Origin of the sequence: Gimesia sp. (genome assembly GCF_048262075.1) — a bacterium.
In the GTDB taxonomy this organism is placed as follows: Bacteria; Planctomycetota; Planctomycetia; order Planctomycetales; family Planctomycetaceae; genus Gimesia.
Genome location: NZ_JBLXFK010000001.1, coordinates 741051 through 756952, shown reverse-complemented (window position 1 = coordinate 756952; position 15902 = coordinate 741051). Strand labels below are relative to the sequence as shown.

Below are 15902 nucleotides of genomic sequence, written 5' to 3'. Positions count from 1 at the left end.
GAAATGAGCGATATGAACGGCGATATGACTTCTCAAACTGATGCGGCGACCACGCCAGCGGAACTGCGGGCTCCCCTGAGTCTACAGCGTCGCTGCTGGGAATTATCCGCGGTGCGCAAACAGAAAGAGAAGGATCAGGCGCAGCTCAAACAGCAGTTGCAGCAGACAGAAGCGTACCTGGCCATTTCAGAGCAGGTGACCGAAGCGCTGGAGACGCTGAGCGGACAATTGTTCGAGCAGGAACTGCAGATGATTCAGGACAAGCTGACCATCGCATTACAGGAAGTCCTGGAACAGCCACTCAAACTCAAGGCGGTTGCCGAGTGGAAACGTAACGCGGCCACCGTCGAGTTTCAGATTGAACGAGAAGGAAACACGGAAGACATCATGCGGGGGCAGGGAGGCTCGGTTGCGAATATCCTCTCGGTCGGTCTGCGGATGTTTGCTTTGATGACACTCGATGAAAAAGAGCATCGACGCGTACTGGTACTGGACGAACAGGATTGCTGGCTGCGACCCGATCTGGTACCACGGTTAGTCAAAATTATTCATGAGGCGGGGCAGGCACTCGGCTTCCAGATTATCATGATCAGTCACCACGACCCGGTGATGTTTGAACGTTATGCCGACACCATCTTTCAGTTCACACCCTCTCCCGAAGGAGTCCAGGTGGAACGGATCGTAACGGACCGGCAGCAGAATGAGTCAACTTGAACCGAAGTCGAGAACGCATTGAAGGACCCTACCCACTGATGTCATCGCCAACTTACAAGACCGCTCCCGTTCCCTCGAAAAAAATGCCGACCGGCATCCCCTATATTGTCGGTAATGAGGCTGCTGAACGCTTCAGTTATTACGGGATGCGGGGGATTCTCGTGGTTTTCATGACTCAGTACATGCTGAATTCAGAAGGCATGGATGATCATATGAGCGATCAGCAGGCAAGTACTTATTTCCACCTGTTTGTCGCCGCCTGTTATTTCTTTCCGCTGCTGGGATCCATTATTTCTGATATCTTCTGGGGAAAGTATCGTACAATTCTGGTCCTCTCTATGGTTTACTGCTTCGGGCATCTGGCTCTGGCCATTGATGAAACACGCACAGGACTGCTGATCGGTTTAACATTAATCGCCATTGGGGCGGGGGGCATCAAACCCTGTGTCTCCGCGCATGTGGGAGACCAGTTTGGCAGCCAGAACCAGTCTCTGCTCAGCCGGGTGTTTGGCTGGTTTTACCTGTCCATCAACATGGGGGCGTTTGCTTCCTCTTTGTTGATTCCGGTCATACTTGAGGAGTATGGACCGCATTATGCATTCGGTCTCCCCGGGGTGTTGATGCTGATTGCCACCATCCTGTTCTGGTTGGGACGCAATGAATTTGTACACATCCCCGCCTCCGGCTGGAAAAAATTCCGCACCGAAACATTCAGCCGGGAAGGTATGCAGGCACTACTTAATCTCTGCGTTCTGTTTTACGTCTTTCTGCCCGTCTTCTGGTCACTTTTCGATCAGACCGGTTCCTCCTGGGTGCTGCAGGGGCAAAAGATGAATCTGAAATTGGGTGAGTATGTACTGAACCCGGCACAAATGCAGGCACTCAATCCCCTGTTTATTCTGTTGCTGGTACCGACCTTCACCTACGTGATTTACCCTTTGATCGAGAAGGTCTTTCCGCTGACACCCCTGCGTAAAATCTCGATCGGTTTCTTTGTGGCGTCAGCCTCGTTTGCAATTAGTGCCCTGCTCGAGTCGTGGATTAATCATACTCCGGATACCCCCCCGCACATTTTCTGGCAGGCCGTTCCCTACCTGGTATTAACGGCTGCGGAAGTCATGGTCTCTATTACTTGCCTGGAGTTTTCTTATACACAGGCACCCAAATCAATAAAATCCTTCATCATGTCCTTGTTCTGGCTGGCAGTCACAGTCGGGAATCTGCTGACGGCGGGAGTGAATAAAGCCAATATGATTGATAAAGACCGCTCCTATCTCGAAGGGGCGAAGTACTTCTGGTTTTTCTCCGTTTTGATGCTGGTTGCAGCGGTACTATTTGTCTTCGTGGCTCAGCGGTACAAAGGCAAAACCTACATTCAGGATGACGGCACTGACGAATCGCAGGCGACAGCAGAAGGGATTCAGGTCCAGTGATCTCTGATCGAAACTTCCTGGCATGCTTTCCTTTGTGGATGATCCTGCTATGATTTGCACAACAAAGGTATTTACGCGAACCGGTTTCGCTTTTCGAAATAACCAATGATTTAATCTACCTGAGAAAGGAATTAGAAATGCGTTTCTCGCAAACATTTCAAGTAGCTCTCTGTGGTCTCGGACTGGCATTCTTCGCAGGTTGTTCTGCACAGAGTGACACTCGTACTTTTGATGAAAAAGATTCGACAGCATCGGCGGAAGCAGAGCATGCACACGAACATGAACATGAACATGGACCCAATGGTGGCCATCTACTGGAAGTAGGGGAAGAGCAGTACCATGTGGAAGTGGTCTTCGATGAAACGGGGCGCACACTGACAGCCTACATTCTTGGACCTGATGCCAAAACAGCATTTCCAATTGCCGGAAAGTCGATCGACTTTGATCTTGAAGTTGGTGACAAAGAGCACGAAATTCCCCTGGCTGCCAAACCCCTGGAAGGGGAAAAGGATGGGAAATCCTCACGGTTTGTTGCGGAAGGAAAAGCCATTCCCGATTCAATCAAAAAGGAAGCAGATTTGAATGGTCACTTCCACCTGGATATCGGTGAAAATCACTTTCATGTTGATCTGAGTCATGGTGAGCATGAAGGACACGATCATGCGGAACACGGACATGATCATGAAAAGACTGAGACTAAAAAGCCAGAAGCTGAAAAGCCAGCTCCGGCTAAAGAGGAAGCCAAAGCCAAAACAGACGAGAAATAATTCAGCAGTGAATGATAAGAAAAAAACTCCCCTGTTCAGTAAAGCAGGGGAGTTTTTTATTTGATTGCAGTTTACAGTAGAAAAAGGGATTAAAACCAGAAGTACCGACGACAGGTTTCGACCACGTCTCCAAACAGTACGTAGAACAGACTACGTTCGCCACAATCAATTTTGGCACTGACTTCCGCACCGATACGGAGTAGAGGCAGTTTTTCCTTATCAAACGTGGCATAGGTTTCTACGATACTTCCACTCTCTTCAGAAGGATTGGCACGCGTCGAAATTTCGGTAACTTCACCTTCATAAGACAATTCATTCGATGTAGCCAGAATAAATTCGACAGGCAACCCGAGGTCTCCCTTTTTTTCGGCGGCACGCAGGATATGGCCCATCCGTTTTTCTTCCACGTCCAGCTCCAACTGCCAGGGACCATTCGGGTCCATAATTTCCAGAAGCAGTTCCCCACGCTGGACCGGGCGATTGATGAGCAATTGTTCGATCTGGAATGTGGTCACTACACCATCAATGGGAGCTTTTACATTCAGTTTGTCCAACCGGTCTTTCAGAATCTCGAGCTGTTTCAGTATTCCGGAGATCTGGGTCTCTGTCTCGTTTAACTGGCCACGCAGTTTCGTCATCTCATCGACGGGACGATTGTTGTTATTTCCGGATTGCAGTTGGGCATTCAGTGTTAAACGCATCAGCTTGAGCTCATTGAGCTTGTTCTCTGTTTCCAGTAACTGCGCTTTGAGATCCTCATTACGAATTTCGATCAGGAGGTCTCCCTTTTTGACGCGTTGACCACTTTCAACGTGGATCTTGATAACTTCGCCTTCCCAGTTGGTAAAGACTTCACGCTGGACTGTAGGCATTAGCCGACCATCACAACTCACTCGATAATCGTAAGGGACGAGTGCCAGAGCGATACCTGCAGCGACGATTAAGCCAATAATAACCAGTGTTTTTACCAGTGTTTTGCCTCGTAATGCAGCGAAGCAGCGGCCGACAAACCTCCAGAGAGGCATCAGAAAGATACTTTCATAATTGCGCGAGTTAGCAATTCCACTGGCAATGTGCCCGGATAGAAGCTCAGCCCGGCTTTCGAGGTGGGGGCGGGGCTGGCTGTCGGTAATCTGTTCTACAATCAGGCCACCAATCAGTTTTTTCGGCGCATCTTTCATGCGTCCCAGTGCTTCTTCGTCTGATTTAATAATCTGGTCTGGCTCGAAGAGAGGCACTATCAGAATCATACGCGCTCCACTTTCCTGCAGGTAATCAGCCAGTGGCTCTTCAATCTGGGGAGGAATTGCTTCGTTCGATCCGGAATAGAGGAAGTTTTCCCGCATTGCCAGTGATTTGTTTGCTAATTTGGATAGCAGGCGGACTGTGTTGGCACGTTTGTTGACCTTATCCTGCCCGTTGATGGCTTCAATGACAGTTTTCTTTCCGTACTGCATCGCCAGGCTGACACGATCTGCATTCAGCAGTTGACGACCATCATTAACAACAGTAGCGCCGACTTCCGACAGATTCAGGCTGCGATGAATCTGTTGTACAAACTGATCAACTTCTTCCCATACTTCCAGTGAAGCGTCTGTCTGGCTGGCTTTCTCCCGTTCGGCCAGATAATGAGAGGCGTAACCAGACATTTGCTCAACAAACTGCAGATAGCCGGGGTGAGCCTGTTTGGGGGCGTTGGATCTCTGAAAGATTTCTATGACACCAACTGGTTTTTTTCGAATCGTGAGCGCTGCGACAATAATCAGATTGTCTGTCGGTAAATGGACGTCGTTTTCGGCATCGGCAGTAAAGATCCGTGCTTCCGCAGTTGATAAGACATCAGATAACAGACGCTGGTTTTTGAGAATCGCTTCCGGTTCTTCATAGAATCCGGTATCAGCCAGATTTATTTCACTTTTCACTGCCAGCCGACCGCTGTCGTCAATGAGCCACGCAGCTCCCGCAGTCGCGCCCAATCCTGCGACTACTCGTCGGAGAAATTCTCGAAAGAAGGTCTCTGCAGCCACATTTGAGTGAGCGAACTCTTCGATCTCCCGTGCGATACGAATAACACGTTCACGGGTCTGCCCCGGCGTCGGTGATTGAGTGCTTGTCATAGAGATACATTACCTGTTATGTCGTTCGAGTAATTCCGGTACCTGATTGTCAGAAGCTGAGTCACTTCCACAAATTATACGGTATGTTTGTGAGAAACACGGGTTTTTTGCTGTAAGCTCACTCCGGATTTATGATCTGGACAGTCTTACATTCTGATCATTTTATGGAAGCAGGGGGGCGATTGCAAAATTCCATTTTGCTGTAAATGTATTTTTTTACCCATGTTGCGTAGAAGAAACGGAAGATTTGCCTAACCCATCCAGTAGCCAATAATCCTATAAACGGCCTTCATAGGAAAAGACGGTCAAATATTTAAAGTATAACATACGTATCATGTTTAACCGGTTTAATATGAATTCTGGTAGCGACTTACAAGAATCAAGAGTTATTGGGGGCTCATGTCAGGGGTTCGCAGTATGTTAATATGGAGCGAAGGGGGTGTGTATGAGGATTGTGAGGCTAAGTTACTATTTGTCAGCGCGTCGTTACGGACCGTTCCGTCCTGTCAAATTCAACTGAGTTATGTAAGAAAGCGCTTGTCAGAGGGGGGAGAGAAGCGTTAGATATTATGCCCAGAAGTGTCTATATTTATATGTCCGGGTATTTTGTCTGACAGAGGCACTACGAAATACAATATTCTCATCACAATCTGCGAATCTGATTTGGAACAAAGTCATGAATTTAACTTTGAAGAAAACGTTGCTCTACTCGATGCTGACATTCGGAGCCTGTCTGATTCTGGGCGACAGCCCCCTTCCTGCAGACGAAAAGCAGGGGGCTGATGCATCAATCGTTAATCCGGACTCTTCGATTACTGTCAACAACTGCCGAATCAAATTGATCGACCGGGTGATCCTGGGAAGTGATCGACCAGGAGTACTTGAGTTCGTTGAACCCAATGAAGGCGAACTGGTCAAAAAAGGCCAAGTGATTGCTGCCTTAAAAAGTGATGCTTTACAGGCAGCAAAAACAACTGCAACGAAAAAAGCGACGAATGATATCGAGATTCGTTATGCCAAAAAGGCAAAAGACACAGCCTATGTTGAATTGGAAATCAATCTGGATATCAATCGGCGTTTACCGAATGCCGTGACTAAACTGGATATCAAACGCCTGACACTGAATGCTGAGAAAAGTGATCTGCAGATCGAGCAGGCGGAGCTGGAATTTGAAATGAATAAATTACAGCTGAACGAAATTGATGCGCAGATAGAAGAGACTAAAATTATTGCACCCTTTGATGGCATTGTTACCAAAAAGTTTCGATCAACGGGTGAAGTCGTCCGGCATGGCGATGAAGTTCTGGAACTCGTCAGTACCAAACGCGTCAAGGTGGAATCCTATGTGAATATCGAAGACACATGGAAGTTTCAGATCGGAACACCGGTAGAGGTTCAATTGGACATTCCAGGCATCCGTCTGCCGATCGAAGAAAAACTGTATCCTGGCAAGATTATTTTTGTTGATGTCGAAGTCGAACCGATCCATGGGAAATCGATTCGCGTCTGGGCAGAAGTCGAAAATCAGGAAAATGATTTGAAAGCCGGGTACATGGCGACCATGAAAATATTAACTGATAAGCCAGACAGCAAGGTCGCCCAGAAGTCCGAATTAAAATAATCACATCATCAGTTACAAAAGAGATTACAAATCACATTCTCCTGATTGAATTCAGAACAGGCTTATGAGCACATTAAGTGAATCCATGACATCCTCAACGGAACGCCCTATTCCGTTGAGTGTGCGCGATGATTTAATCAGTAAATGGATTCATTATAAAGGGCTCGGGTACTGGGTCATCAAAGATCCTGTTTCGCTGAAATATACTCGACTCCATCCAGAACAGTATTACATCCTTAATCTTTTGAACGGGTCGCGATGTCCAGAAGAAATCAGGGATGAAGTTCATCGACAATACCCCACACTGCTGCTTTCCATTTCAGAGATTCAACAATTAATCTCTGACCTCTACCGAAAAGGTCTGCTGACCAGTGGGCGACCCGGGCAGGGGGTTACTCTGATCAAACAAAGCCGGGAAGAGCATAAAAAGAAATTAACAACAACATTTAAGAATCTGCTTTATCTCAGGCTCCCGGGCTGGGACCCGGAAACAACATTACAGAAACTTTATCCGTATGTGAAATGGATGTGGAAGCCCTGGGCAACGTTGATGTTTGCCCTGTTGATTGTCTCTTCCTGGGTATTAATCGGGGTCCAGTTTGAAGCCTTTCGCAGTCGACTTCCGGAATTTCAACAGTTCTTTGGCTGGCCTAACCTGATCTACATGTGGTTTGTGCTGGGGGCAGCAAAGATTATCCACGAATTTGGGCACGGGCTATCCTGTAAACATTATGGTGGTGAATGCCACGGCATGGGAATCATGTTTCTGGTATTCAGCCCCTGTCTTTACTGTGACGTTTCTGATTCCTGGATGCTTAGAAATAAATGGCAGCGGATAATTATCGGCGGAGCCGGGATGTATATCGAGGTGATTATGTCAGCTATTGCAGTCTGGGTCTGGTGGTTTACCAAACCTGGTCTGCTGAACCATTTGGCATTGAACCTGTTCTTCGTTTCAACAGTGACGACTGTGATCTTCAACGCCAACCCGTTGATGCGATTCGACGGTTACTACATGATGAGCGATTTACTGGAAATTCCGAATCTCAGACAGAAAGCTGATAAGCATCTGCGTGATACTTTTGCCTGGTATTGCCTGGGGATTGAGTCTCAGCGTGATCCCTTTATGCCGGAAACTGGAAAATTCTGGTTTATCATTTACGCCCTTTCTGCAGCGCTTTATCGCTGGTTTATTATGTTTGGGATTACACTGTTCCTGTACACCGTCTTGAAACCTTATGACTTACAGAGTATCGGGATCACGTTGGCTGTGGTCTCCATCGCCTCTTTTTTTGGTGGTATCGTCTTTAACATTTACAAAATTATTGCTGCTCCGAGGGCCGAACCCATGAATTACTTCAAAGTCTCAGCGACGCTGACCGTTGCCGCCGCTCTGATTCTCGGAATTCTGCTGATTCCTGTTCCCATGCATTTTGAAGCACCCTTCATTATAGAAGGTTATGACGTAAGGGAAGTTCGTACGACCGGCAGCGGTCGCCTGGAGAAAGTCTACGTCGAACCGGGGCAGCATGTTGTAAAAGGTCAGAAGCTCGCGAATATTGTAAATATTGAAAAGCAGGATGAATTGCGCCAGTTAAACACGGATCGCGAGATTCAAATGGATGAGATTGCAAAATATCGGGCTCTGGACGATCTGGCAGGTCTCACTGTTTCAGAAGAAAAACTGTCAAATATTGAAGAACGAATCGCTGAGATTAAAGAACAACTCAAAAATCTGGAAGTCATCGCTCCTGTCAGTGGAGTCGTTGTAGCGCCCGCGAGTCAACCAGAACCGAAACTGTCTGATTCCAAAAAACAGCTTTCGCGCTGGTTTGGGACACCTCTTGATGCCAAAAATGCGAATTGTTATCTCGATGAGCGCACTCACATGTTGAGTATTGCACCTGAATCGCGTTATCAGGCAGTATTGTTTATCGATCAGGAATATCGAAATGACTTCACCCAAGGCCAGACGGTTGAGCTGAAGTTGGAACACCTTCCCGATAAGATTTATACTTCAAAAATTGAAAGTATCGGGCACGGGCATCAGGATTATGTTCCTTCCACTCTTTCTAATAAGATGGGGGGAGAATTACCTACGGTGACTGATAAAGATGGTGGGGAAAAACTGACAAGCACTGCCTACAAGGCAATCGTGCCTCTAGATGAAGACGTAGTTCTATTCCGGTCTAATATGCGGGGGAAGGCACGATTTCTGGTGAGTAAGTTAACGACGGGGCAATGGATCTGGCGCTACTTCCGAAAAACATTTCATTTTCGACTCTGAGACTACGATTACAGCGACTTGGGGAAACGTTGAAATCCAGAATCGGGGATCAGTATGAGTAATGTCATAACCGAAGCCGTAAAACTTTTGCAGGCAAATCAGCCAATAAAAGCTGAAGCCCTGATGAGGCCTTACTATCCAGCCAACGCTGGTAATGCTCAGTTTCTCCATTTCTATGCTCTGGCGAATTCTCAATCCGGCGAACACTCTCTAGGAATCGACCTTCTAAAGAAAGCGATTTCGCTTAATTCGAATGTCGCAGAGTATCATCATAACATTGCCGCGATTTATCGGCTGGTAGGGGACTTCAATCTCTCGGAAGAACATTATCTGACCGCTCTGAAATTAAAGCCCGATTATGCAGAAGCATACTTCAATTATTCAGCGACCAGAAAGTTTAAAGCAGATGAACCAATTCTAGCTGAGCTTGAGCGACAGTCGGCCAGAACCGATTTATCCGATCAGGATCGCTGTTTTCTGGGTTTTGCTGCCGGTAAAATCTTTAATGATGTCAAAGAGTACGATAAAGCATTTTATTTTTATCAGATGGGAAATCGCTGCAAAGGTGCTGCATTTGATATCGATTGCTTTCGAAAAGAGATTGACCGAATTATCTCAGTATTTACAGCCGAACGAATCGGGGAACTGGCAGTCCTGGGACATCAGAGCAGGGTTCCTGTTTTTATCGTCGGCATGCCTCGGACAGGAACCACCCTGGTAGAACAAATCCTGTCAAGTCATCCTGAAATCCACGGGGCTGGTGAACTTCCCGATATTTCCAGTATCTCTGGAACGATGCCGCAGCATGCTACACCAAAGACGAATTACCCGGAATGTATAACCTGTCTGCCGCAAAAGGTCTTTGCTGGATTTGCTGATGCTTATCTGCGTCGGCTGCGATCTTTCAATCAGTCGGCTGCACGTATTATTGATAAAATGCCTGGAAATTTTTTACACCTCGGTCTGCTTGCGATAATGTTTCCTCAGGCGAAAGTAATTCACTGTCGCAGGCATCCGCTTGATACCTGTCTCTCCTGTTATTTTCAGCGCTTTCGTCGTGGTCACGAATACTCGTTCGATTTGTCTCACCAGGGGCTTTACTTTCGTGAGTACGAACGGCTGATGCAGCACTGGCTGGAAGTATTGCCAACAACTCCTTTTGATCTGCATTACTCTGATCTGGTGAATCAACAGGAAGATGTCTCCCGGAAACTGGTCGAATGGACAGGCATGCCCTGGGACGATTCCTGCCTGTCATTTCATGATAACTCCCGGCCTGTTACAACGGCGAGTAACTGGCAGGTCCGCAGGCCGATGAATAAATCTGGTCTTGATCGCTGGAAAAACTATGATCAGTATCTTGCACCGCTCCGAGAAGCTTTAGCTGATACTGACCTAAGTCTTAATTGAGTCGGGCCAGATAGTGCTTACTGAACCACAGGTACAATTCCTGTTTTATTTTGGGTTGAAGACCACCAGAGTTGCCAGAGTCGTTGATTATATCCAAAATTCTGCTGAGTGATCTGCTGCAGTGCAGACAAAACGGCTTCGTTCTGATGGCTATGTTTGACTGAAACTGTTCGCATCGGGACCCGGGGCTGTTGTGAAGGCAGTACGATAACTCCATTGGGATACCGACCTGCCAGCAGTCCCGCTTCTATATCAGGAGGCAGGACAACTCCTGTATTACCAAAACTTCCGTTCGTGCCAAAACTGTATGTCGATGTTGTATCGGGAACCCTGACGCGATAGGTGTGACTTGTTATCAGAGCAGAGATCAACTCCGGTACAACAGATTCGTCTCCGATGACTTCCAGACCCTCCCCAGCCCTCTGGACAATCTGGTTTGATCTGTTTTTCAGTGCTTCTATGAAATAGACGATCGCTTGTGATACATCTCGTTTGGAAAGTGCTTGCAGGGCTGACTTTCGAATCGCCTGCACGGGATCTGTCAAAGCGAGTTCTGCCAGTGGTCTGAGAGGCTTGTCACCTGTAATCTGAGAAAGTGTGACAACAAGAAGTGATCGTACCAGATAGTTTTCATGTTTGCCCATCTGCCGCGCCAAAGCGGACACGGCGAACGGGTCTTTTATTGTCTGAATATTTTTGAGGCCCTCCTGCTGAAGTTGGGCATCGTTACTGTTCATCAAAGTCAGCCAGAGCTTGACTTTTTTAAACCATTTTCGCTCTTCTGCCAGTTCCGCTTCATTTTTTTCCAGTAATTCCAATTCAGCGGTAGAGACATATCGTCCTTTGTATTTGATGTATCCATTTTTTCGCATCAATTCATCTCGGGTCATCCATTCCCCATCTCGTAGTGTATACCCCAGCGCTGCTCGGGCTTTTGCATGATCCGGTTCCAGTAAGAGCACTTTCTCCAGTTCTGCATGTCGTTGAGAGGTGAGATGATTTTCAGAACACCAGTTTGCCAGTTCCAGATGCGCTTCTACCGTATCAGCGATTGAATTGCAGCGGGATTCATATTCTTCGACTGACAACGGGCGATTTGTGATGAATTCAATGTGTTGCGAGGCAACGGCGATCTTACCGCCAGTCAGCGTTTCAATGATACGAACCGCTCCCGATTCTGAAGCCAACTTCTGCAACTTGCCGCGAATTTCTCCACCCTGTTTGAGTTTGATCAGATCGCAATGCCCCGGAACCTGCTGACCCCCAATGATCATTAGAAGTGTTACAGAAAATGCGAGTCTTGAAGCTTGGAGAATATGTTCTGGATACATTATGCCAGTTCTCATATCCATTGAAGAATTGATTTAATGTTCTGTGAGCGACGAGCTAACTCATATAATAGCTGGAATCTGATTTTATCATTTTCAATAAGAGTAGGACAGCATCTTTTTTCTGGGAGATGCCTGTTTTTGTGATTCGTATCGATTAATGATGCAACCTCCAGTAGAGAAAGCCAGATTCAGAAAAGAACTAGTGCTTTGTCAAGCTTGAAATTGAGGGGGGGGGGGGAGAGTCGTTTACGTGCTCCGTTGTCGCACTCTCGTGATATCTATCAACCCATAATTTAAAAATGACAATCCACCAGGGGAGGAACCAACTTGAAGCCTATAGCGACAAAATACCGGTGATTATAAAGGGATGTACAGTTTTTCTAGTGGAAATTCTTTAAATGATTTGATAACAATGCTGGATTCCCCTTTGGTGGAGTGGGTAGAATGGGATATGTGAGCCAGGGTGGGATACTGAGAATTCTGCTTTGCAAACGGTTTTTAAAGACAGTTTGCGGTCAAAGTCAGTCTGTATTGTAGACTTGAGAAGAGTAACTTCTATTTGCCGTAGACGATCCAGATCATTTTACTTGATCTGAGTATGCCCGTTCTAAAAATCATCTTGAAAAAGTTGGTACTATGCCTGTGTGGAAGAAATTGACAATTAGTTTTCTGATGTTCGTGGTAGCAGTCACTGGGAGTGATTGCCTGATGGCTCAACGTTTGAATGAGTCTTCGGTTGGTATCACAATTCCTACACAACGGCAATTGGGACAGGATGATCTGGAACGCGTCTGGTGGGGACAGGCTGTCGTCGATCCGCAACGGGACCGAATTGTGCATTTATCAATTGATGAAATCAATTTGTATGCACTATCCACCGCAGGCATCATAACTGCGTTTAACAATGAAACCGGCAAAAAGCTGTGGGCGACTCAACTGGGGCGGGGTAACAATATCGGTTATTCGCCGGTATCCAATTCGAAATACGTCTTCATCACAGTGGGGACTAAATTATATTCCATTAATAGATTAAATGGTGAAATCGACTGGGAACTGCAACTACCGGGCTCCGCTTCAACCAGTCCTACTGTCGACGAAGATGCAATCTATGTTGGCACGTTGAGTGGTCGGGTTTATGCCTGGGATCTGAAAAAACTGAATGAATTAAGCAATGAGTCAAAACTTCCGGCATGGCGTGAAAGTGCAATCCGCTGGACATATCAGTCAGGTGATACCATTAACACACCCGCACTTGTCACCAACCGGACCTTATTGTTCGCCAGCCAGGATGGTTCACTGTATTCAGTGACACTTCAGGATCGGCAACTTGCTTTTCAGTTTGAGACTGATGCGCCTATTTCAGCCAATCTAGCTGAAGATGAGAAGAGCATTTTCCTCGCTTCAGAGGACCAGAATCTCTATTGTCTGAATAAACTGAATGGTATTGTTCGTTGGAGAATCCGAACTTCGTTTCCATTAATTTATCCGGTTTCTGTTCTGGATAACGAAGTCTATCTTTCTTCGAAGAAGCGGGGGCTGTTTCAACTTTCAGCTCAAACGGGACAGGAGCAGTGGTGGCAACCACTGGGTTCACGATTTATTTCACTGTCACCAACTCGAGTCTATGTCACAGATGAGCTTGGAAATCTACTGGTACTCTCACGCATAGATGGTGCAGTTCTTTCTGCGGTACCCCTGCGTAAATACCAGGTTAAACTGATGAACGACCAGACGGATCGAATTTACTGTGCTTCAGAATCGGGAATTATTCTGTGTCTGAAACAGAAGGATCTGCCTTTTCCGATCCGCTTCAAAAATCAGGATAAGTATCCGATTCTTCCCGAGGTGACACCGGAACCGACAGTAAAGGATGTTCAATCAGAAACCCCTGCAAACGATGAAAATACGGATAACTAAGTCGTTTTTAACAACTTCTTCCGCTACTCAGGCCTCATTTGTTTTCTGAACAGATTCTGGCTAAACTGAGTCCGTGTTATGCCTGGAATGGCTTTGGTAAGCCCTGCTACTGAAGATCTGATTCGCCCAGGCCCGGGAAAATTCTTTCAACTACAGCTGGACTGTGTCCAGTCTGTATTCTCAGGTGATTGACTAAGAAACAAATGAGTAATTCACATCCACGTCGTGCATTAGTAAGTGTCAGTGATAAAACGGGTCTTGATGGATTTGTAAAAGGTCTGGCTGAACTGGGTTTTGAGTTTATCTCGACTGGTGGAACCCGCCGTTATCTGGAAGAACAGGGTGTGAATGTTATCGATATTTCAGAGTACACCGGCTTTCCTGAAATCATGGACGGGCGCGTTAAAACTCTGCATCCTAAAGTTCATGGTGCAATTCTGGGCCGCCCTGATCTGGCTGGTGATGCCGCTGCGATAGAGGAATTTGAGATTGTGCCTTTCGAACTGGTTGTCTGCAATCTTTATCCGTTTGAAGAAACAATTGCAAAACCGAATGTGTCTCTCTCAGAAGCAATCGAACAGATCGATATTGGTGGACCAAGTATGGTGAGATCAGCCGCTAAAAACCATGCTTATGTCGGAATTGTGACCTCGCAGAACCAATACAGTCGTGTGCTGGATGCATTACAGTCAGGGCCATTGACTCCGGAATTCCGTCTTGAACTTTCTGCTGCAGCCTTTGAAATGACCACCTGTTATGATCGTGCCGTTGCAAATTACATGTCGTCAGTTCTACCCGACAGTGAATCGACTCGATTTTCGCAACAGATCAGTATCAAGTTAGTGCGAAGAGATCAGTTGCGCTATGGCGAAAATCCCCATCAAAGTGCCGCTTTCTATGTGGAAAATCAACCACCAGCAGCAAGTGTGGCACAGGCAGAACAGTTAAATGGTAAGGAACTTTCCTACAATAACTATCTGGATCTGGATGCGGCTCTGCAGATTGCCGGTGATTTTGATAAGCCGGCTGCTGTCGTGATTAAGCATACGAATCCTTGTGGTTGTGCCACTGCTGATTCTCTGGTGGAAGCGTTTGAAAAAGCCTATGCAGGAGACCCGGTCAGTGCATTTGGATCTATTATCAGCTTCAATCGCGCTCTTGATAAAGCAACCGCTGAAAAATTATGCGAGCCCAACCGTTTTATCGAAGCGATTATTGCCCCCGGTTATGATCCAGATGCGTTTGAACTGCTGACCACAAAGCCCAAGTGGAAAAAAAATGTCAGACTCATGAAGTGTCCCCTGATGGAAGCACCTGCAGTAGCCAGCCTCGACTATCGTAGAGTCTCTGGAGGTTTACTCGTGCAGGAGAAAGACGAATTACGAGATGACTCCCGTGACTGGAAAGTCGTCACCAGTCGCGCACCAGATTCTCGTGAATTGAATGACCTGGCTTTTGGCTGGATCGTCTGTAAGCATGTGAAATCAAACGCCATTGTGCTGGCAAAAGATGAAATGCTTCTGGGGGCAGGAGCAGGTCAGATGAGCCGCCTGGATTCTTCCTATATCGCCGCGTACAAAGCTGGCGAGCGTAGTCAGGGGGCAGTAGTGGCGTCTGACGCATTTTTCCCATTTCGTGATGGAGTCGATGAAGCAGCTAAGGCCGGGGTGACTGCCATTATTCAACCCGGGGGATCAGTTCGAGATGAGGAAGTGATTACTGCCTGCAACGAGCATGGAATCGCCATGATCTTCACGGGACGACGTCATTTCAAGCACTAGAGCGCTTTGCCAAGCTAGAAATTGAGGGTTGGGGGTATGGTTTACGTGCTCCGTTGTCGCATTCTCGTGATATCTATCAACCCAAAATTTAAAAATGACACTCCACTAGGATAGAACCGGATACTTACGGCGCTGATGCTTCAGTTATCCGTTTGTACCACCTGGCAAAATCATTTGACATGGATTTACTCGCTCTGGCTCCTGTGTGAAGTGAGCTGTGGTTTCTGTTCTATCTTCATTCTGGTCGAATTACCCGGACCAGGTTCTGTTTCCGGGGCTGAAACAAGGGAACCGAAGGCAGGAAACAAACTGCTTTCCCCACCCCCAGGTATTCATGTTGAATGCTTTGTATTCAGTGGCGTCGGGACGATACCAACCTGTTTCAAGCGATTTGATATGTGTCGAAGATGGGGGCTGAATCTTCGTGGCTGAGATAAAATTAAAGGAGCCTTCTTCAGCGAAGAAGGCTCCTTTCGTTATGGCCTGTTGATTCGGAATGATCCGAATGGTAGCTGGTAAAAAGT

10 protein-coding genes are annotated in these 15902 nt (G+C 46.8%); 8 read left to right on the top strand and 2 right to left on the bottom strand.

The genetic code is table 11. The annotated features are described in order from the left end of the window. Positions 1-3 precede the first annotated feature (3 nt). From ACN0YH_RS02750 to ACN0YH_RS02740, 3 genes are all read left to right on the top strand, one after another. A complete protein-coding gene (locus ACN0YH_RS02750) occupies positions 4-714 on the top strand; it encodes a DNA repair protein (RefSeq protein WP_417378012.1) in 711 nt (236 codons plus the stop codon). Beyond that, complete coding sequence (locus tag ACN0YH_RS02745; RefSeq protein ID WP_417378011.1) at positions 711-2147, top strand: POT family MFS transporter; 1437 nt, start codon at positions 711-713, stop codon at positions 2145-2147. The genes ACN0YH_RS02750 and ACN0YH_RS02745 overlap by 4 nt, the downstream gene beginning before the upstream one ends. A 137-nt stretch (positions 2148-2284) precedes the next feature. Continuing rightward, the gene (locus ACN0YH_RS02740) at positions 2285-2914 is read left to right on the top strand and encodes a hypothetical protein (protein ID WP_417378010.1); all 630 of its coding nucleotides are present in this window, start codon (positions 2285-2287) and stop codon (positions 2912-2914) included. Between the two features lie 89 nt (positions 2915-3003). Here ACN0YH_RS02740 and ACN0YH_RS02735 read toward each other — a convergent pair whose 3' ends face one another. Then, complete coding sequence (locus tag ACN0YH_RS02735; RefSeq protein WP_417378009.1) at positions 3004-5031, bottom strand: efflux RND transporter periplasmic adaptor subunit; 2028 nt, start codon at positions 5029-5031, stop codon at positions 3004-3006. Between the two features lie 676 nt (positions 5032-5707). Between ACN0YH_RS02735 and ACN0YH_RS02730 the strand changes: the two genes are divergently transcribed. The 3 genes from ACN0YH_RS02730 (at position 5708) to ACN0YH_RS02720 (ending at position 10349) form a co-directional block, all read left to right on the top strand. Beyond that, positions 5708-6652 (top strand): efflux RND transporter periplasmic adaptor subunit, encoded by a 945-nt coding sequence (locus ACN0YH_RS02730; protein WP_417378008.1) that lies wholly within the window; start codon positions 5708-5710, stop codon positions 6650-6652. A 64-nt stretch (positions 6653-6716) separates the two neighbouring features. Further along, the gene (locus ACN0YH_RS02725; RefSeq protein WP_417378007.1) at positions 6717-8939 is read left to right on the top strand and encodes a biotin/lipoyl-binding protein; all 2223 of its coding nucleotides are present in this window, start codon (positions 6717-6719) and stop codon (positions 8937-8939) included. A gap of 54 nt (positions 8940-8993) precedes the next feature. Continuing rightward, complete coding sequence (locus ACN0YH_RS02720; RefSeq protein WP_417378006.1) at positions 8994-10349, top strand: tetratricopeptide repeat-containing sulfotransferase family protein; 1356 nt, start codon at positions 8994-8996, stop codon at positions 10347-10349. Positions 10350-10366: 17 nt separating this feature from the next. Here the strand turns inward: ACN0YH_RS02720 and ACN0YH_RS02715 are convergent, their stop codons facing one another. Next, complete coding sequence (locus tag ACN0YH_RS02715; protein ID WP_417378005.1) at positions 10367-11623, bottom strand: HEAT repeat domain-containing protein; 1257 nt, start codon at positions 11621-11623, stop codon at positions 10367-10369. 765 nt (positions 11624-12388) lie between these two features. Here ACN0YH_RS02715 and ACN0YH_RS02710 point away from each other — a divergent pair. Together ACN0YH_RS02710 and purH are read left to right on the top strand one after the other, a co-directional pair. Next, positions 12389-13597, top strand: a complete 1209-nt coding sequence (locus ACN0YH_RS02710; protein WP_417378004.1) for a PQQ-binding-like beta-propeller repeat protein — start codon at positions 12389-12391, stop codon at positions 13595-13597. Between the two features lie 203 nt (positions 13598-13800). Continuing rightward, positions 13801-15378 carry a bifunctional phosphoribosylaminoimidazolecarboxamide formyltransferase/IMP cyclohydrolase gene (purH, locus tag ACN0YH_RS02705; protein ID WP_417378003.1) on the top strand — a complete coding sequence of 526 codons (1578 nt, stop codon included), beginning with the start codon at positions 13801-13803 and terminating at the stop codon, positions 15376-15378. Positions 15379-15902 lie beyond the last annotated feature (524 nt).